At 34.1% G+C, this 20,061-nt stretch carries 20 protein-coding genes and 2 pseudogenes; all 22 read left to right on the top strand.

All coding sequences use genetic code 11. The annotated features are described in order from the left end of the window. Window position 1 precedes the first annotated feature (1 nt). Entirely contained in the window at window positions 2-1,300 is a 1,299-nt protein-coding gene (flgK, locus tag AC3WTI_RS09760; protein ID WP_253621532.1) for a flagellar hook-associated protein FlgK, read from the top strand. A gap of 41 nt (window positions 1,301-1,341) precedes the next feature. After that, window positions 1,342-2,205, top strand: a complete 864-nt coding sequence (locus AC3WTI_RS09755; protein ID WP_097840431.1) for a flagellar hook-associated protein 3 — start codon at window positions 1,342-1,344, stop codon at window positions 2,203-2,205. Between the two features lie 19 nt (window positions 2,206-2,224). Beyond that, window positions 2,225-3,601 carry a flagellar hook-associated protein 2 gene (locus AC3WTI_RS09750; protein ID WP_097840432.1) on the top strand — a complete coding sequence of 459 codons (1,377 nt, stop codon included), beginning with the start codon at window positions 2,225-2,227 and terminating at the stop codon, window positions 3,599-3,601. A gap of 22 nt (window positions 3,602-3,623) precedes the next feature. Continuing rightward, the gene (locus tag AC3WTI_RS09745) at window positions 3,624-3,992 is read left to right on the top strand and encodes a flagellar export chaperone FliS (RefSeq protein WP_097840433.1); all 369 of its coding nucleotides are present in this window, start codon (window positions 3,624-3,626) and stop codon (window positions 3,990-3,992) included. Next, on the top strand, window positions 3,982-4,254 hold the full coding sequence (locus AC3WTI_RS09740) for a hypothetical protein (RefSeq protein ID WP_001058080.1): 273 nt from the start codon (window positions 3,982-3,984) through the stop codon (window positions 4,252-4,254). Before AC3WTI_RS09745 ends, AC3WTI_RS09740 begins: the two co-directional genes overlap by 11 nt. Before the next feature lie 317 nt (window positions 4,255-4,571). Next, window positions 4,572-5,030: a flagellar basal body rod protein FlgB gene (flgB, locus tag AC3WTI_RS09735; protein ID WP_142305789.1), complete on the top strand. Its 459-nt coding sequence runs from the start codon at window positions 4,572-4,574 to the stop codon at window positions 5,028-5,030. A gap of 20 nt (window positions 5,031-5,050) precedes the next feature. Next, complete coding sequence (flgC, locus tag AC3WTI_RS09730) at window positions 5,051-5,464, top strand: flagellar basal body rod protein FlgC (protein WP_000484671.1); 414 nt, start codon at window positions 5,051-5,053, stop codon at window positions 5,462-5,464. A 16-nt stretch (window positions 5,465-5,480) separates the two neighbouring features. After that, window positions 5,481-5,780 carry a flagellar hook-basal body complex protein FliE gene (gene fliE / locus AC3WTI_RS09725; protein WP_000701682.1) on the top strand — a complete coding sequence of 100 codons (300 nt, stop codon included), beginning with the start codon at window positions 5,481-5,483 and terminating at the stop codon, window positions 5,778-5,780. Window positions 5,781-5,802: 22 nt separating this feature from the next. Further along, window positions 5,803-7,383 (top strand): flagellar M-ring protein FliF C-terminal domain-containing protein, encoded by a 1,581-nt coding sequence (locus AC3WTI_RS09720; RefSeq protein ID WP_492304359.1) that lies wholly within the window; start codon window positions 5,803-5,805, stop codon window positions 7,381-7,383. A gap of 13 nt (window positions 7,384-7,396) precedes the next feature. Beyond that, window positions 7,397-8,401, top strand: a complete 1,005-nt coding sequence (locus AC3WTI_RS09715; RefSeq protein WP_000883361.1) for a flagellar motor switch protein FliG — start codon at window positions 7,397-7,399, stop codon at window positions 8,399-8,401. Continuing rightward, window positions 8,388-9,074, top strand: coding sequence for a FliH/SctL family protein (locus tag AC3WTI_RS09710; RefSeq protein ID WP_097840435.1), 687 nt, complete (start codon window positions 8,388-8,390; stop codon window positions 9,072-9,074). Before AC3WTI_RS09715 ends, AC3WTI_RS09710 begins: the two co-directional genes overlap by 14 nt. After that, window positions 9,071-10,375, top strand: coding sequence for a flagellar protein export ATPase FliI (gene fliI, locus AC3WTI_RS09705; protein ID WP_097840436.1), 1,305 nt, complete (start codon window positions 9,071-9,073; stop codon window positions 10,373-10,375). The genes AC3WTI_RS09710 and fliI overlap by 4 nt, the downstream gene beginning before the upstream one ends. A 116-nt stretch (window positions 10,376-10,491) precedes the next feature. Further along, window positions 10,492-10,902: a hypothetical protein gene (locus AC3WTI_RS09700; protein ID WP_000360869.1), complete on the top strand. Its 411-nt coding sequence runs from the start codon at window positions 10,492-10,494 to the stop codon at window positions 10,900-10,902. Between the two features lie 10 nt (window positions 10,903-10,912). Next, window positions 10,913-12,028 carry a flagellar hook-length control protein FliK gene (locus AC3WTI_RS09695; protein WP_142305788.1) on the top strand — a complete coding sequence of 372 codons (1,116 nt, stop codon included), beginning with the start codon at window positions 10,913-10,915 and terminating at the stop codon, window positions 12,026-12,028. Window positions 12,029-12,031: 3 nt separating this feature from the next. After that, entirely contained in the window at window positions 12,032-12,604 is a 573-nt protein-coding gene (locus AC3WTI_RS09690) for a flagellar hook assembly protein FlgD (protein WP_001143483.1), read from the top strand. Between the two features lie 21 nt (window positions 12,605-12,625). After that, window positions 12,626-13,939, top strand: coding sequence for a flagellar hook protein FlgE (flgE, locus tag AC3WTI_RS09685; RefSeq protein WP_144488427.1), 1,314 nt, complete (start codon window positions 12,626-12,628; stop codon window positions 13,937-13,939). 49 nt (window positions 13,940-13,988) lie between these two features. After that, complete coding sequence (locus AC3WTI_RS09680; RefSeq protein ID WP_000213334.1) at window positions 13,989-14,327, top strand: DUF3964 family protein; 339 nt, start codon at window positions 13,989-13,991, stop codon at window positions 14,325-14,327. Window positions 14,328-14,566: 239 nt separating this feature from the next. Beyond that, complete coding sequence (locus AC3WTI_RS09675; RefSeq protein ID WP_000068312.1) at window positions 14,567-15,052, top strand: hypothetical protein; 486 nt, start codon at window positions 14,567-14,569, stop codon at window positions 15,050-15,052. Between the two features lie 125 nt (window positions 15,053-15,177). Beyond that, window positions 15,178-16,086 carry a chemotaxis protein gene (locus AC3WTI_RS09670; protein WP_000075958.1) on the top strand — a complete coding sequence of 303 codons (909 nt, stop codon included), beginning with the start codon at window positions 15,178-15,180 and terminating at the stop codon, window positions 16,084-16,086. A 799-nt stretch (window positions 16,087-16,885) separates the two neighbouring features. After that, window positions 16,886-17,833, top strand: a complete 948-nt coding sequence (locus AC3WTI_RS09665) for a DNA-binding domain-containing protein (protein ID WP_142305790.1) — start codon at window positions 16,886-16,888, stop codon at window positions 17,831-17,833. A 331-nt stretch (window positions 17,834-18,164) separates the two neighbouring features. Further along, a pseudogene (locus AC3WTI_RS09660) lies at window positions 18,165-18,366 on the top strand (molybdopterin molybdenumtransferase MoeA); the annotation flags it as partial. A 631-nt stretch (window positions 18,367-18,997) separates the two neighbouring features. Then, window positions 18,998-20,061: pseudogene (locus tag AC3WTI_RS09655) on the top strand (hypothetical protein); the annotation flags it as partial.

Here is a 20,061-nt window from a genome sequence, read left to right as displayed (position 1 = left end):
TATGAGACTATCTGATTATAATACGCCGTTATCGGGTTTGTTAGCGGCACAAATGGGATTACAAACGACGAAACAAAATTTATCTAACATTCATACGCCTGGTTATGTGCGTCAAATGGTGAATTACGGATCGGCTGGGGCAAGTCAGGGCTATTCACCGGAACAAAAAATAGGTTACGGTGTACAAACGTTAGGCGTTGACCGTATTACAGATGAAGTGAAGACGAAACAGTTTAACGATCAATTATCTCAACTCTCTTACTATAACTATATGAATTCGACTTTATCACGTGTAGAATCTATGGTTGGAACGACAGGGAAGAATTCATTATCTAGTTTAATGGATGGCTTCTTCAATGCCTTTCGTGAAGTCGCAAAAAATCCAGAACAACCAAATTACTACGATACATTAATTTCTGAAACTGGGAAGTTTACAAGTCAAGTAAATCGTCTAGCGAAAGGCTTAGATACAGCAGAAGCACAAACGACAGAAGATATTGAAGCGCATGTCAATGAATTTAATCGTCTTGCTGGCAGCTTAGCGGAAGCGAATAAAAAAATTGGACAAGCAGGCACACAAGTGCCAAATCAACTTTTGGATGAACGTGATCGTATCATTACAGAAATGTCTAAGTATGCAAATATAGAAGTGTCTTATGAATCTGTGAATCCTAATATCGCGAGTGTTAGAATGAATGGTGTTTTAACAGTAAATGGACAAGATACATATCCACTTCAATTAAATAAAGAAAAAGAACCAATGACTGCTGAAATTTATGGTTCGGAAATTCCTTTAACTAGCGGAGCAATTCAATCAGCGATCGATACGAAAGCGAAGATTGCTAGTTATAAGAAAAACCTTGAAGAACTAATGAGTTCTGTAAAGAATGAAGTGAACACAGTAATGGGGAAAGAGTTCTTCGTTGGAGATCAAGCGAAAGATATGAAATTAAACCCTGAATTTCCACAAGATGTTTCGAAAATGAAAATATCAGCTGAAACAGCAAATAAACTAGCAGCAATTACAGATGGGAATTATAAAGAAGGTCTTTCTTATAAACAAGCATTAGACCAATTTGTAGTTGGTGTTGCATCTGATAAAAGTGCAGTGAATGCTCATCAAAAAATTCATGGAGATTTATTAGAGGGGATTCAGCAAGAAAAGATGGGTGTTGAAGGCGTTAATATGGAAGAGGAAATGGTTAATTTAATGGCCTTCCAAAAATATTTCGTTGCAAACTCTAAAGCTATTACTACGATGAATGAAGTGTTTGATAGTCTATTTTCGATTATTCGATAAGTGATAGTAATTGATTGGAAATATATAAGGAGGAGATAGAAATGAGAGTATCTACATTTCAAAATGCAAGCTGGGCAAAGAATCAGTTAATGGATTTGAATGTGCAACAACAATACCACCGAAATCAAGTAACTTCAGGGAAGAAAAACCTTTTTATGAGTGAAGATCCACTTGCGACAAGTAAATCATTTGCGATTCAACATTCATTGGCGAATATTGAACAAATGCAAAAAGATTTAGCGGATTCGAAAAATGTATTAACACAAACTGAAAATACTTTACAAAGTGTGTTGAAGTCTTTAACAAGAGCAGACCAATTAACAGTACAAGCATTAAATGGGACAAATAGTGAAAAAGAATTGCAGGCTATGGGGGTAGAGATTGATCAAATTTTAAAACAAGTCGTATATTTAGCGAATACGAAAGAACAGGGTCGTTATATTTTTGGTGGTGATAGTGCAGAGAATCCACCGTTTACAGAAGATGGTATGTATCAAGGTGGAAAAAATGATGTGAACTGGCAACTAAATGACGGTTATGATTTCAAAGCGTTTCGGAACGGAGATGCATTATTATCCCCGGTTATAAAAACGTTAAAACAGATGAGTGAAGCGATGCAAAACGGTGACCCAAAAGCGTTACAACCGTTATTAGAAGAAAATAAGCAAAACTTAGATGGCGTCATTAATCGCACAACTGAAGTTGGCTCAACAATGAACACAATGGAGACGTTTAAAACAATTTTAAGCGAGCAAAATTTAGCACTTCAAGAAAACCGTAAAGAAATTGAGGATGTTGATTTAGCGGTAGCAATTTCTGATTTAGCTTATATAAACGCGACGTATGAAGCAACACTTAAGGCAGTTAGTACGATGAGTAAAACGAGTATTTTAGATTATATGTAAACAATAAGGAGTGAAAAATATGGCAGGAACAATATCTGATTATGGTGGCAGACAACAAATATGGAATTTAGGAAATAACATGATAGATACAAAGAAGTTAGTCGATTTAGAGTTACAAGCATTGGAAATGAAAAAATCACCCTATACTACACAAAAACAAACATTAACAAATGAAAAAAATGTGTATGCAAGCATGAAAAAAGAATTTGCAAATCTTGTACAAGTGTTCAAAGATTTATACGCATTTAAAGGTGATGAAAAGAAAACAACTCTATCCAAAGATGGTTTTATGAAAGCACAAGCTGACGCTGCCGCAATTCCTGGAACATACACAATTACAGTAGAGCGAGTAGCTGAAAGACATCAAATAACTACAGCTCCACTTACTCCTTCAAAAACTCCTGAAGGTATGGAGCAACAATTTAGTTTAGATTTAAAACTTGGAGTAGATGATGTATTTCAGATAAATGGAAAAGAAGTTAAAATCTCAAAAGATATGACGTATAAAGATCTTGTCAATAAGATAAATAATGGGAATTATGGTACATCAGTATATACTTTAGGGGATCAACTATTTTTCACATCGACTACTGCAGGAGAAGCTGGAGAGCTGAAATTAACTGATGGCGCCAATAGTTTTTTGCAAAATATAGGGCTAGTTACTTCTGCGAAAAATACGGATGGAACGAATGTTGTTGCAAATCAAGTGACAGGAGCAATAAATGCTGAGTATACAATAAATGGAATAAAAGGAACTAGTAAAACAAATAAGATTGATACAATTCCAGGATTAACTATTAATTTAGAAAAGGAAACTACAGAGCCAATAAAATTAACTATTGAGGATTCTGATATAAAAAATTCGATAGACTTAATAAAAAAAATGAAAGACGAGTATAATAAGGCTGTTAAAAGTTTGGATTTATTTGCTGGGGAAAATGGAGTAATGCAAGGGAATAATGTGTCGTTTGCTATCAATAATGCAATGACAAGTATTTTTAACTTTTCCCAAGATGATAAGTATTTATTTTCTTTTGGAATTCAAATTGATAAAAAAGGTAGTATGACTCTTGATGAAGAAAAATTGAAAACAGCTTTTAAAGAGAATCCGGAATCTACGAAACAATTTTTCTTTGGCTTGAATGGCTTAGGTCATGATACAGAGAAAAAGTTAGACGGGATATTTGGAGATGAAGGAATTATTGGGAAACGTTCTAAAAGTATTGAAAAGCAAGTAACTGATTTAGAGAGAAAAATTCAAGATATTGATACAGTTAATAAGGAAAAACAAAAAACAATTATTGATAAATATGCAAAATTAGAAAGTCAGTTAGCATTGCTTGATAGTCAGTTGAAGACAATTCAAGCAATGACAAAAACAAAAAGTGATGATTAATGAAAGCTGAGGAAGTGATTGTATGCAAGCATGGCAACGTTATATGCAAAATGATATTATGACGAGTAATCCAATTAAAAATACAATATTTATTTATGAAAGATGTATCATCGAGTTTCGTAAATTGGAAGAACTTTTAAATACATTTAAAATTCAAGATGGTGATGCACTTCTTGAAAAGTTAGAACGTATTTTTGAAGAACTAAAGTTGCAATTAAATCCCGAAATTACGAAAGATTTATATGATAGTTTATATGGCTTATACGATTGGATTAGCATTCAAATTCAAACGATGAAAGTCACGCGTGAAGCAAAAGACATTGATGCGATTGTGAAAGTGCTACAAGATTTAATAGACGGATACCGTGGAGCGCTTGAAAATGAACAATGATATTTATCGAACGTTTGTCGGCTGTTTTAATGAAATCGGTGAATTGCAAGTGTCAGATGGAGAGTTTGCTGAGAAGAGTGAAATGTTAAATCGCTGGATGATGACATTGGATGAGGAAACACGTGCGCAAGTTGCAGCAGAAGTAAGTCCATTCATTATTAAGGCGGCGCAGCATATTCGAGATAAGCAAAAGATTTTAGAAGAAATGATTATGACAAATGATGGGCGTATGAAAGCTAATTCATTTTACGGTAAATTTTAATGATAGAGTTTAGAAACGGATTCCCCTTTTAGGAGGGGATCCATTACTTTGTTTAAATAAAGACTTCCGCTGATTGAGGTTTCATTTTATGACTGTAATGAAAAAAAGTAGTAATCTAAATAATGTAAAAATGAACTTTAGTTTGTAGATTATATATTGAAATGTTGCATAGATTATTACGTGTATACAGTTTTTTTGTATTCTTTTTTATATTTTTGTATTTTTCTAAAGACAACAATGGAAAAATGGAATAAAATATGTAAGGGTACATGATTGTTAATATTTTAATAAACACATATAAGAAAATAAATAATGAAATGAAACTTCCATCAGTGGATCATGAAATTAGAAAAGAAAGGGTGTGGAATATGCCAGATTTAGTGAGTGATGTAGGCCATTATATGAATTATTTAGTGACGAAACGAAATACTGTTTCTAGTAATATTGCAAATGCGAATACACCTGGCTATAAAGCGCAAGATGTAACATTTGCTGAGCAAATGAATAAAAGTAGTGCATTATATAAGAACAATGTTGCTGACTTAAAGAGCAATCCAGATTTATATCAAACGAATGAAATGCACTTACCGACAGTAAATACGAAAAATACATATGCAAAGATTCAAACAAAATCAATGCAAACGAATAAAGATGGAAATAGTGTGGATGTAACAACAGAAATGCTAGATTTAATGAAAGCAAATCAGTTATACGGTATTTCAATTAACGCGATTAATACACAATATGCAATTAACCAAGCGGCACGCGGACGTTAAAAGTAGAAGGAGAGACAACGATGTTTCAGGCAATTAATGCAAGTGGCTCAGGGCTAACGACAGCGAGAAAGTGGATGGAAGTTACTTCTAACAATATTGTAAATGCAAATACAACGGCTGCTCCGGGGGCGGATTTATATGAGCGTCGTAGTGTAGTGCTAGAATCAAACAATAGTTTTGCAAATATGTTAGATGGGGCTCCTACTAATGGAGTAAAAATAAAAAGTATTGAAGCAGATAAAACTGAAAACTTAGTGTATGATCCAACACATCCGCATGCAAATGAAGAAGGCTATGTACGTTATCCAAATATTGATGTGACTGCTGAAATGACGAATGTAATGGTTGCCCAAAAAATGTACGAAGCAAATACAAGTGTATTAAATGCGAATAAAAAAATGCTCGATAAAGATTTGGAAATTGGCCGAGGATAAGGGGGAATATAGCAATATGAAAATCCAACCAATGTTAAATACGCAACCATTTGGAGCAATTCAGTCAATTGGTGCACCGAAAACTTCTCAAACATCAGTAGTTGAGGGGAAAAAGTTTATTGATTTATTGGAAGATATGAATCAAACGCAAAACAATGCGCAAACAGCAGTATATGATTTACTAACTAAAGGGGTAGGAGAAACGCATGACGTTTTAATTCAGCAGAAGAAGGCTGAGTCTCAAATGAAAACGGCTGCTCTCGTACGTGATAATCTTATTGAAAATTATAAGTCACTAATTAATATGCAAATTTAGGAAAGTGGACGGGTGTGTTTAAATGGAAAAGATGAAAAATGTTATCCAATCGTTAAAAACGTGGCATAAGTTAGTAATAGGTGCTGCGCTTTTAGCGATTGTAACAGGAGCACTTTTATACTTCACCTTGCCGGATAAATATGTTGTTGTATATCAAAATTTAAATGATGCAGATAAGCAAGAGATTACAGCAGAATTATCAAAGTTAGGTGTCGATTATCAGTTAGCGGCCGATGGATCGATTCGTGTGCAAAAAAATGATGCTCCATGGGTTCGAAAAGAAATGAATGGGATGGGCTTACCGTTTAATTCTAAAAGCGGTGAGGAAATTTTATTAGAAAGCTCGCTCGGTTCAAGTGAGCAAGATAAAAAAATGAAGCAAATTGTCGGTACGAAAAAGCAATTGGAGCAAGATATCGTAAGAAACTTTGCGACAGTTGAAACGGCGAATGTTCAAATTACATTACCTGAAAAAGAGACAATTTTTGATGAAGAAAAAGCAAAAGGAACAGCTGCGATTACGGTTGGAGTGAAGCGTGGCCAATTATTAACTGCTGATCAAGTTGCGGGTATACAGCAAATGATTAGTGCAGCAGTTCCTGGCGTGAAAGCAGAAGAAGTAAGTGTGATTGATAGTAAAAAAGGTGTAATCTCAAAAGGGGCAGATGAAGCGCATTCTACTAGTTCCTCTTCTTATGAAAAAGAAGTAGAGATGCAGCAACAAATTGAAGGTAAATTAAAGCAAGATATTGATGCAACATTAATGACGATGTTTAAACCGAATGAATATAAAGTGAATACGAAAGTGTCTGTAAACTATGATGAAGTTACACGCCAGTCAGAAAAGTATGGTGATAAAGGTGTACTTCGTAGTAAACAAGAGCAAGAAGAAAGCTCTACTGCACAAGAAGGAGCAGAAACGAAACAAGGCGCTGGTATTACAGCGAACGGTGAAGTACCAAATTACGGTACGAACAATAATCAAAATGGTAAAATCGTCTACGATAATAAAAATGGTAACAAAATTGAAAACTATGAAATAGATAAAACAGTTGAAACAATTAAGAAACACCCAGAATTAACGAAAACAAATGTTGTAGTATGGGTAGACAACGATACATTAGTAAAACGAAAAATAGATATGACTACTTTCAAAGAAGCGATCGGCACAGCAGCTGGTCTTCAAGCTGATCCGAATGGAAACTTTACAAACGGTCAAGTTAATGTTGTAACTGTTCAGTTTGACCAGCCGAAAGTTGAAAAAGAGAAAGAGCCAGAGCCAGAAGAAAGTGGTATAAACTGGTGGTTATTCGGTGGAATTCCAGCTGGTTTATTAGCAATTGGTGGTCTAGTATGGTTCTTATTAGCAAGACGTAAGAGAAAGAAAGAAGAAGAGGAATATGAAGAATACTTAGCAGAAGATGAGATTGCTGCAAGTAGTGAAAGTATTATGGAAATTCCTGAAGAAAAAATAGTACCAGAACCAAAACCTGAACCAGAAGAACCGAAAGAACCGACGTTAGATGAACAAGTGCAGGATGCTACGAAAGAACATGTAGAAGGAACTGCAAAAGTAATTAAAAAATGGTTAAATGGACAGTAAGGGGGGAACACCGATGTTAGATGAAATCTCCTCCAAAGAAAAAGCTGCCATCCTTATTCGTACATTAGAAGAAGGGGTGGCAGCAAAAGTCATTGAATATATGACGGCTGAGGAAAAAGAAGTATTACTTCGTGAAATCGCGAAGTTTCGTGTATATAAACCGGAAACGTTAGAAAATGTACTAGGGGAGTTCTTGTATGAATTAAATGTAAAAGAATTAAACCTAGTGACTCCAGATAAAGAATATATTCGTCGCATATTTAAAAATATGCCAGAAGACGAACTAGAAAAATTATTGGAAGATCTTTGGTATAACAAAGATAATCCGTTTGAATTCTTAAATTCACTTACAGATTTAGAACCACTTCTTACTGTACTTAATGATGAATCGCCACAAACGATTGCGATTATCGCTTCTTATATTAAACCGCAGCTTGCTTCTCAATTAATTGAGAGATTACCAGATCATAAGCGAGTAGAAACGGTAATGGGGATTGCGAAGCTAGAGCAAGTAGATGGTGAATTAATAAATCAAATTGGGGATTTATTAAAATCAAAATTAAATAATATGGCGTTTAATGCAATTAATAAAACAGATGGCTTGAAAACAATAGTAAACATTTTAAATAACGTTTCACGAGGTGTTGAAAAAACAGTCTTTCAAAAGCTGGATGAAATGGATTATGAGTTATCTGAGAAAATTAAAGAAAACATGTTTGTATTTGAAGACTTACTTGGACTTGAAGATCTTGCACTTCGTCGTGTGTTAGAGGAAATTACAGATAATGGTGTTATTGCGAAAGCACTTAAAATTGCAAAAGAAGAGATTAAAGAGAAATTATTTACATGTATGTCTTCAAACCGTAAAGAGATGATTCTAGAAGAATTAGATGGCTTAGGACCGCTTAAGATGACGGATGCTGAAAAGGCACAGCAAACGATTACAGGCACAGTGAAAAAGTTAGAGAAGGAAGGAAGAATTATCGTTCAAAGAGGTGAAGATGATGTCCTTATTTAAAAACAGAATTCCGAAGAATTCTGTTTCTTTTTCTGAAGAAACGTATGAATTACAATTTCCAAAACCAATACCAGTTCAAGTAGAAGAAGAAATACAGGTGGACCATGAAGAGCTTCTTGCACAGCAACAATCATTACATACTGAACTGAATCAACTAAGACAAGAACAACAAATGTTAGAACGAGAACGTCAGCAGTTATTACATGATCAAGAACAATTTCAAATGCATGTTCAGCAGCAGATGAAAGAGATAGAATCGGCACATATACAGTTTCAAAAAGAACAACAAGAAACAGCATACGAATGGATGGAATTATTATGGGATCAATCTTTTCAACTAGCAGAAAAAATTGTGAATCAAGCAGTAGATGCTAGATTGCTTGATGTGTTACCTATTTTAACTGGCATCGTTCAAACATTGCCTACTTCGTTTGAAAAACTAGTTATTACCGTACATCCAGAAACGTTTGAACGTATTCAAGAAGAGAAGGAAAATACGAAAGAGTACTGGTTATTACAATTAGTAGAATGGAAATATGATTTCTCCTTACAGTTCGGTGAATTTGTTCTGGAAGAAGAGAAAGAGTTCTTTGAATTTAAATTTGCACCTATATTTGCGAAACTTCGCCAGAAATGGGAAGAAGAGAAGTTATTTGAGGAGCAAAATGTATGAATCGACTATTAATGAATGAAAACCAAAAATGGAATACGTTTATTGAAACGCCGTTTTATACGAAAGTCGGTAAAGTTCATAGTGTACAAGAACAGTTTTTTGTAGCGAAAGGGCCAAAGGCGAAAATCGGTGATGTTTGTCTCGTTGGAGAACATAGCGTCTTATGTGAAGTAATTGCAATTGAAAAAGAGAACAACATGTTACTTCCATTTGAACAAACAGAAAAAGTATGTTACGGAGATTCAGTTACACTAATTGAAGAAGATGTTGTTATACCTCGTGGCAATCATTTACTCGGAAAAGTGTTAAGTGCAAATGGCGGAGTACTAAATGAGGATGCAGACAATATTCCACTACAAAAAATAAAACTAGATGCCCCGCCTATTCATGCATTTGAACGTGAAGAAATTACCGATGTATTTGAAACGGGAATCAAATCTATTGATTCCATGCTAACAATTGGCATCGGTCAAAAGATTGGTATTTTTGCAGGTTCTGGTGTTGGTAAATCTACTTTACTCGGAATGATTGCGAAAAACGCAAAAGCTGATATTAATGTTATTAGTTTAGTAGGAGAACGTGGCCGAGAAGTAAAAGACTTTATTCGAAAAGAGTTAGGCGAAGAAGGTATGCGAAAAAGCGTCGTTGTTGTAGCGACGTCAGATGAAAGTCACCTAATGCAACTTCGTGCAGCGAAACTGGCAACATCTATTGCTGAATATTTCCGTGATCAAGGTAATAACGTACTACTTATGATGGACTCTGTTACTCGTTTTGCTGATGCGCGTAGAAGTGTTGATATTGCCGTTAAAGAGTTGCCAATCGGTGGTAAAACACTCTTAATGGAAAGTTATATGAAGAAGCTATTAGAGCGCTCTGGGAAAACACAAAAGGGATCTATAACAGGTATATATACAGTACTCGTTGATGGGGATGATTTAAACGGACCTGTACCAGATTTAGCTCGTGGTATTTTAGATGGGCATATTGTATTAAAGCGTGAACTTGCAACACTTAGTCATTACCCTGCTATTTCAGTGCTAGACTCAGTAAGTAGGATTATGGAAGAAATCGTGTCATCTAATCATTGGCAACTTGCAAATGAAATGAGAAAAATCTTATCTGTTTATAAAGAAAATGAATTGTATTTTAAATTAGGGACGATTCAAGAAAATGCAGAAAATGCTTATATTTTTGAATGTAAAAACAAAGTAGAAGGTATAAATACGTTTTTAAAACAAGGTCGATCAGATCGCTTCCAATTTGATGATATTGTTGAAGCGATGCACCATATAGTATAAGACCTCTGCCCAAGAGGTCTTATTTTTTTGTTTTTTAATATTTCACAGATTTTTTTGGAAAAAAACTATATAATAGAAAAAGAGAACGTTATAATAGGAAGGGGCTATAAAAACAGGTGGATAAGCAGCAGTACGACACGATAAAATTGCAAATAAATCAAGAAAAAGAACAGATTTTGAAAGAAGTGTATGAATTAACAGCTGAAAAAAGAAAAATAGAACAAAAAAAAGAATATGATTTATATGTTGTAAAATCGCGTAGTAAAGTCGTACAAACTGGGCAGCGTATAATGGCTGGCATGCTTTCGTCACATACGTTTTCACCTGAAAGAATAGAAGAATGGAATCGGAAAATTAAAAAAACGGAAGATTTTATTCAAAAAAATGAAAGCCTTTTAGAACAAGTAAAAGAAAAAGAACGTGTCATTGATGAGATGTATCAAGAAGATTGTAAAAAGCTTGCAAAAGTAAGAGAAAAGCAGGAAGAAAAAATGCTTCTTGATTTGAAAATGTGTATGAATGGATGAGGTGAATATAGTGATACAGTCTGTATTACCGGTGCAACAAAGTTTACCTCCGCAAAAAGAAAAAGGGCTAGAAGTACAATCAAAAAGTGAAGATTCTTCATTCGATCGTACGATGAGAATGGAAAATAAAAAGCAGCCGAAAACGGAGAAAATGAAACGAGAAGAAGCACCAAAAGAAGAAAAAAAAGAATATATTCTTTCTAAACAATCAGTAACGAAAGAAGAGCCAATTGTAAAGAAAGAAGAAAAACAAGAGACAGAACAGTTGTTATTAGCTGTATCTGAGCAAATGGTTGCAATTGAGCAATTACGTGTGCAGCCAGAATTGTTATATCAATACATACAAAAAATACAAGAGCTGTATAAAGAATATGGAAATATAAAACTTAACGAATTACCCGCAGCAGAATTACAACAATTACAAGAGCTCCTTTCAAATATGAATATTAAAAATGCTATATGTTTAGAAGATACAATGCAAATGGTATTAGATAAAGTGACGATGCCAGAGCAAACGATGCAAGCATTAAAAATTGTAGAAACAGAAACTTGTAATATTGCAAAGAAACAAGAAGATTCCAAAGACTTAGATGTAGATCTCCCAAAAGCTGAGGGCGATGATGTAAAGATAGAGTTGCCGGAAGGTGATGTGTTAAACGATTCGAGTTCAATGGGTGCGGAGTTACTAAATAAAGCAACGGGTACGGATCAAATAGGAAAATCAAATAGTGGCGCTGAGAAAGTTACGTTACCTGACTTAGGAAAGAAAATGGAAGCACAAGTAGAAGCGTTGCAAAAATTTGTAGTGAAACAAGAGCGTGTTTTATTTCAGTTAAATCCAGAAAAACTTGGTACATTAACGGTGTTTATGAAAAAACATGGAGACCAAATTGATGTTCACGTAGAAATGGAAAAACATGATGCGAAAAAACGTGTTGAAATCATTTTTGATGAATTGAGACTGAAGTTAAAAGAAAAAGAAATCAATATTCAAATTAGCTATTCAGATAAAGATGAAAATCGAAAAGAACAGCGAGAACAAGAGCAAAGACAAAAACAAAAATTAGCAAGTACGAAACATGAAAAACAACATTCAAAAGAATTTGCGGGATTATTGGAGGAATAAAGTGTGCCAACAGTTGGATTAAATACAACGAGTACAAATCATATTCCGTTACAAGCAGGAGCACAAACAAAAAATGCATCTGTTACTGGTGCACAGTCGACAGCTCAACAAGCAAACGGAGTATCAGCAAGTACTCAAAAAACACCCGGTATTATGGATAAAGATGATTTCCTGAAACTTTTCTTAGCAAGCTTTCAACATCAAGACCCGTTTAATGCGATGGATATGAACCAAATGATGAACCAAACAGCACAGTTATCGCTTATGGAGCAAGTACAGAATATGACGAAAGCAGTAGATAAACTGCAATCAACGATGTATTCGACGGCTCTTGATGGAGGGATGAAGTTTTTAGGAAAGTACGTTAGAGGTGTAAGCAATAATGGAAAGCAAGTGACTGGTCAAGTGGAAACAGTTCGGCTTGCTGAAAATAACGATGTGCAACTTATTGTTGATAATCAAGTTGTCTCACTTCGTTTCATAGAAAGGGTTTCTGATAAACCGATAACAGAAACTAATCCGGAAGATGAGAAAAAAGATGATATAGAAAAAAATGAAGAGGTTAAGCAAGATTAATAAAAGGAGTGTACAAAGGTTATGATTAAAGCGTTATATACAAGTATTACAGGGATGAATGCAGCACAAAATGCATTAAGTGTTACTTCAAATAATATTGCAAATGCACAAACAGTTGGATATAAAAAGCAAAAGGCTATTTTTGATGATCTGCTATATAATAATACGGTTGGTTCACGTGGTGATGGTGCCTATGCTGGTACGAATCCAAAGAGTATTGGTAACGGTGTAAAGTTCAGTGGGACATCTACAGATTTTAGTGATGGTTCTATTACTTTAACTAGTGATAAGATGGAGACAGCGATAGAAGGAAACGGTTTGTTTTTAGTTGGTGATCGTAACGGTGGAAATGTAGAGTATACGAGAAAAGGGTCTTTTGGTGTATCGAAAGATAGCTATGTTACAAATACAGGTGGACAGTATGTACTAGGTTATGGCGTGAAAACAGGAACACAAGAAGTAGATTTTTCTTCACGACCAAGCCCAATTCATATTCCAATGGGATCAGCTGTTGGTGGGATTCAAACAGATAAAGCGACAATAGGCGGAAACCTTCCTAGAAACCAAAATGCATTATCTCACGAATTCACAGTTTTTGATGCGGAAGGGAACTCATTAACGTTACGTGTAAATATTAAACAAAAGACTACAAAAGAGACTGTAGATGGTAAAGAAGTTGAAAAGCCGGTGCCAGGCGAATATACATATACAGTTTCTGTAAGGAATGATTCTAAAAACGAAAAAGAATTTAAGCCTGTCGAAGGCATGACGGGCGAAAAAAATCTTAAATTTGATACATTAGGAAATTTAAAGGAGACAGATGAGGCTGTACAAAAAGATCCAGTAACTGGTGAAATTACTAAAGGTGGATCCATTAAAATTCCTTTTGGTAGTGGTCTAACACTTGATTTAAGCGGATTAACAAATTATCCGACAGGGAAAACTATTTCTACAACAGAAGTAACGGGGCGTCCAGCTGCAATTGCAAATGACTATTCTATTTCTGACGGTGGTTTCGTTATGATGAAATATTCAGATGGTAGTATGAAAGTTGTAGGGCAACTAGCTGTAGCTACATTCCCAAATTCAGGTGGATTAATGAAAACAGGAAATGGAAATTATGTTGCGACACCATCAGCGGGTATTCCAGGAATAGGTGTTGCTGGTGAGAATGGTGCAGGGAATGTACGAGGGTCAGCAAAAGAAAGTTCAAACGTAGACTTATCTGTAGAATTTGTTGATTTAATGCTTTATCAACGTGGATTCCAAGGAAATGCGAAAGTAATTAAAGTTTCAGATGAAGTATTAAATGAAGTTGTAAACTTAATTCGATAATATATCATGAAGTAAAATTGTAATGTAGTAGAAAGGGTTTTTTATTCGTATGACGACAAGACAAGAGCGAATTTTACAATTGCCTTTTTTCGAAAATAAACGTGAACTTGCAGAGCAAGTGTTAAAAATGGAACGAGAAGAGCATATATATTTACCTGATCAATTTGAAATTAAGCAAGTACCTGCATATTCATTTGGTGAAAAGCAATCAATTATTGGCCGTATTCATGAGTTTTATTTCGTAAGTGTTGGTAGCGAAGGAGAATGGAAGTATCAACTGTTTAAGGACGAGATGAAGTGCCGTGAGTTTTTTATTACACTATCAGGGATAACGGATCAGCAGATTGCATTTTGGTTCAATAACATCGAGTTATTGAAAAGCTCTTAAAAAGCTTTTAAAAGCCCTTTTTTAGGTTTTGAGAGAGAACCTGGCGGTGTGTGGTGGCGGTTAGTGCTTATGTGGGTGCTCGACCGTTGTTTAAGACCAGAGATATGGAGAGTTACTAGGTTAGTTTAAGAAGATTTAAGCGAAGTGTAGTATGAATAATACCTGTGGTCTTAGCGTGTTAGATTGACTACTAAGTTTATTTGTGACGATAGATTTTTATAAAAGGAGAGATGAGGAGGATGGCGCAGAATAAGTATCGCGTTACATTCATTTCGCCAAGTGAGGTTGAGCAACGGACTGTAATGGCGGCGAGTAGTTTGCCGGATTTAATTCGTAAAGTAGAGAGTATTATTGCAGATCCGAACGGTTATTTTGTAAATGATAAAAAAAATAATTGCTATTTTAAAGTGATTAAAGATAATGTTACGTTTATTCAATATGAGTTACTATTTTCGGATAAGGAAATTCATATTGAAAAATTAAAACATATAGCACCAGCTATATTGAAACAATTATTTAAAAAAATAAATGATCCAGAATTATATGCACTTGCGCTACTTGATGTTGATATAGCGACGAAAGAATATGTGCTAGAAGAAATGGATTCGGAGCTAAGAATAAGGGTAGAAACGGAGCTTTCGAAAAAGTGGGAAGCAATGCCGACAGAAATTGTAGGAGCACAAGAAGTGTTATTAGAGGCACTTGCTTCGTTTATACAAGATTAATTGTCTTTTTAAATAAAATGAATCGTCCAACTATCTATATTTTTTATATAGATAGTTGACTTTTTCGTTTTAATAAAGCTTAATAATTAGATATACGGAATTAATGGAAGGGGAGCGACACCTTTATGTCACAAGCACAAAGTATTTTATTAGAAAGCGGAACAAATGAATTAGAGATTGTTACATATACTGTTGGTGAAAACCTATTTAGTATTAACGTAATGAAAGTACGTGAAATCATTAATCCATTCCCTGTTACAACTGTGCCAGAATCTCATCATGCAGTTGAAGGTGTTGTTCAAGTACGTGGTGAAATTTTACCTGTTATTAATTTAGCGACAGCTCTTAATTTAAAATCGACAAAGCCACTTGATCAAACGAAATTTATTATCTCTGAATTAAACCAAATGAAAGTTATTTTCCGCGTTGATGAAGTGCATCGTATTCAACGTATTTCGTGGGAACAAATTGATGAACCAGCTTCATTGTCTATGGGATTAGAAGAAACGACATCTGGTATTGTAAAGCTAGATGGGCAAATTATTTTACTATTAGATTATGAAAAAATTGTATGCGAAATTAGCGGTACTGGTTATGATAATAAATCACTTGCAGGGTTAGAACAGAAAACAGATCGAGCTGAAAAAGTTATTTATATTGCAGAAGATTCAGCGATGCTTCGCCAAATATTAGAAGAAACATTATCATCAGCTGGATATACGAAAATGAACTTCTTCAGCAATGGTGCAGAAGCGTTAGCACAAATTGAAAAATTAGCGAAAGAGCAAGGTGAAAAAATGTTTGAACATATTCACTTGCTAATTACTGATATTGAAATGCCGAAAATGGATGGACATCATTTAACGAAAGTTGTTAAGGATAGTGAAGTAATGAATCGTTTACCGGTCATTATTTTCTCTTCTTTAATTACAAATGAATTATTCCATAAAGGCGAAGCTGTAGGAGCAAATGCTCAAGTAAGTAAACCAGATATTCAAGAGTTAATTGGTTTAGTTGATAAGTTAGTGCTTTAAAAGCTTCTTTTTAGTTGGAATAGAGGAACTAGCCATGTTTGGAGCGGTCAGTACTTAATAGAGCCCCATGCGATGTGAGACCAGAGATATGAAGTGGCTTTAGGTAAATGGGGGAAGTTGGGCACCAAGAGAGTTTGAGAGGAACTGGTGTACCATTTCATTTTATTTATCAAGTCGAGAGTAGAGTATCTAGCTATGTGTGGTGGCGGTTAGTGCCTAATAGAGCCCCATGTGATGTGAGATCAGATATATGGAGTGGTTTTAGGTCAGTAGAAGAAAAGAGCCTTTGATTGAGGGTTTGAAGAACTGATATACAACTCTATTTTTTTAGTAGGGAGGAGGGAACTAGCCACGTGTAAGTAGTACTGGCTAGTTCCTTTTTAGTATTCTATACTCTTCTGTACAGGGAGAAAGATTAAACATTTCTGGAGTGTTTGTGGTTGTATGAATAGTCTCTATTTCGAGATTTTCAATTCGTTTAATGAATAAATAGTGGACTTGTTTATTTAAAAATATAAGAGAAGGTATTTTGGGATTATGCTAGTAAGGTTGCGTAGTAACGCAAACTTTTCCGGTGAAAATATATCCAAAATACCATATAATATAATTAATATGCAATTATACATATTAATTAAAAATAATTTTTCTATTTCTATACTTTCTATATATTTTTGTATGTTTATTATTTGACAGATAATTTCGAAATGTTATAATATGGATATGTAAAAATTGCTATTTTCTGAGAAGACATGGGAGTCAGATGAGAATTGTGAAAGGATGAGGGGGAGTGACACAGATTATGTATCACCACACAGCAATCAATGTATTAAGTCTTTTACAAAACATGTCAAATAATAAAATGAACGATATGCAACTAGAAACGGAATTTAAAAAAATAGAGAAACAATTCCGAGTAGAGTATGAAGAACTAGTTGATTTACATAATAGAATGGTATTATTTCAAATAGATATCGAAAAACATGGCGGGATGCGAGCATATGAAAAATCAGCGATTACATGGCTGAAGTCTGAGCTAGAGTTACTGTATGAAGTGTATCAATTTTGCCAACGGCACGGTTTAAACATTATTAATATTTCAAAATACGTTAGTAAAAACGAACTAAATCTTTTTCTGAAAACAGAAAGTCAATTACAAAATACGTATTACAAATTAAAAAAATGTGAAATACCGTTTGAAAATATTGAAAAACAAAAACCAGGACGAAAACGAAAATATACACCTGTAAAAGAACCAATTGTTGAGATGAAAAAAGAAAACAAGAAAGAATTACGAAAAGAAGTTCTAAATATAGAGAACGAAAAAAATCTAGTAACAGTTATATCTGGTATTGTTGATAATTTTGAAACAATTAGCCATTGTAGTGAAAGAAAAGAGCATGAACTACATCAGTTCATGGAAGGAATCTATAAGCTTTCTAGTATGGCTGCAGAGCGTTCAAAAGATGAAAAGAATGCACGTGGTCTTGAAGTCGAGTTACATGTATTACGAGCTGAAAATGAAAGGTTAAAGCGAGAAAAGGAAGAGCTTGTTCATGATATAAAAGAAATGACGCATCATTTAATTCATTTCATTACGAGCTCTGATATTGATCAAATTCGCACATTGCCTTACTTCGTAAAAGAATGTAAACAAGATTTGCATAAATTAGGGTTATATAACGCACAAGACGGTAAAATGAAAATTATGGTTGATCGTAGTGGACAGGTTATGACTGTAACACAGTAATAAAATTTGGGTACAAAATAAAAGGGAGGTACATAGTTTATATGTATTTCCCTTTTGTTTTGTATGGAATCGTTCCGGGAAAAGGGGGAATATGTGAAAATGAAGCATTTAATTAAAAAGAGATAAGGCTTCTTTCCGAGGTGAAGATATTCAAAAAGGAATGATTTTTAGGAAACGAAGAGTTTACATCAATCTAGGTATTTCATTTCTTCTTTGTTACATTTGATTACAGCGAAGTACCAGTTGTGAAAAAGTGTTAAGTAAAAGAAGATATATTAATTACAATTGGTGGTGTATCAGTAGAGAATTATAAATGTTTACTAGCTAAATATTATTAGTAAAATCTAGTATCCGTATCTAGATGCTTAGTGAAAAATCACACGTGAAACGAGAAAGAACATTACTGGGAGAAGATTTTCTAAAACCTATCCATTTAAAAAATTTATACGAATAAAGCTAGATTGTATTTAAGAGCAATTATTCGCCTATCCATCAGGATTAGATAATCTAGTTCGTTTTCTTTGTTAGTAGGTTGAAACACTTTTATTATACTACTAGACGGTACGGGAGGATATAAAAAGGGGATTAGATGTTCTCTATCCATTGCAGGGTGGAATATATTTACTGGCATTGTACATTTTATCCATTAAATAAAAATCGATTATTGAGTACTATAGCTTAATCCATATAGATAATTTGTTCTGTTAATATTTGAAACTCGTTATCTATGCAAATCACGTTTTCTTTTTGAAGCGGTAACATTGGAAGGTTGAGCAACTAATTAAAAAATATTTATACCTGTATGGGCACAACTCGTAATTAAGATATTCTATAGACGAGTAGAAATAATATTTAGTTCTTTGTTAAAATTTTTAAGTTAGTATTCATTTGATATTGGGTTTCATATAAGGCGATTATGAGTATATATGACAGTTGCTTGTATTTTTATTGGCCATTAGTTTGATAATTAAATTTTAAGTGAAACAATTCTCAGAAATACTTTAAATGATAGTTAATTAAATTTTTTTATAAAAAAATTTAATTAACTATCTAGCATATTTTTAAAAAAAGTAGGATAATATAAATCGTTAATATATAGTATTGTAAAATAAAAATATAAAATTATTTTTATAAATAAAAAATAAGATTTGGGAGGCTATAACAATGAAAAATAAAAATACAAAATTTTTAACAGGTCTTGGTATGAGTTCAATATTATTGATGTCTGCTATTCACCCAACTGCTACAGCTTTTGCAGCAGTAGAGAAATCTGGTGATCTAAAAGCGACATATGTAAAAATAGAAAATAAAAAAACTGGTGATACAGATTCGATTCAAGTAAGTGAATTGGAAGCAGGGGATAAAGTAAGAGTTTATAGTACAATCAAATCTACAGAGATATTAGCAGAGGGCACAGTAGAAGATCAAGGTAAATCTTTGACAATTTCTAAGAAGGATTTATTAGAAGTAAAAGGTGGCACAGTGTATGTCACTGTGACGAAAAAAGAAAAGGAAGAAAGTTCCCGAACAGCGATAAAATATACTGCGGAGCCAGTAACAAAAGCACCGGCTGTAAAAATGATAACAGTAGTGAATAATAAAGCGAGTGTAGAAGATGAAGTAAAAGTGGAAGGTGTAAAAAAAGGGGCTACAGTAAGAGTTTATGATGCTTCTAGTGGAGGGAAAGAGCTAGGAAAAGCAATTGTAAAGGGCGATTCTGAGCTAGAAATAGGTATAGTGAAAATCAAACAAATTGCAAAAAATGCAAAAACTACTGGAACAGTATATGTAAGTGTTGAAAATGTAGAAGAGTTAGAAAGCACACGAACAGCAGTGAAATATGATACGGAAGTATCAGCAGCGCCAGCAGCAAAAACAATCACAGTAGAAAACAATAAAAAAGGTGCAGAAGATACAATTAAAGTAACAGACTTAACAGAAGGTGACATTGTAAAAGTATACAATGTAGCGAAAGATGGAGAAGTAAAAGCAACATCAGAAGCAGTAGCTGACGGTGGAAAAGAAGCAACAATTAAAGTGAAAGATTTATTAGAGTCAACAGGTGGAACAGTGTACGTAACTGTGACAAAACCAAACAAAGATGAAAGTAGCCGAACAGCAGTAAAATACGCAACAGAGCCAGTAACAACGGCGCCAGCGGCGGATACAATCACAGTAGCAAATAATAAAAAAGCAACAGAAGATACAATCAAAGTAACAGGTTTAGT

Source organism: Bacillus sp. EB106-02-03-XG38, assembly GCF_058792175.1.
Note: the sequence above shows the minus strand (reverse complement) of the source record. Positions and strands in the feature narration are given on the sequence as shown.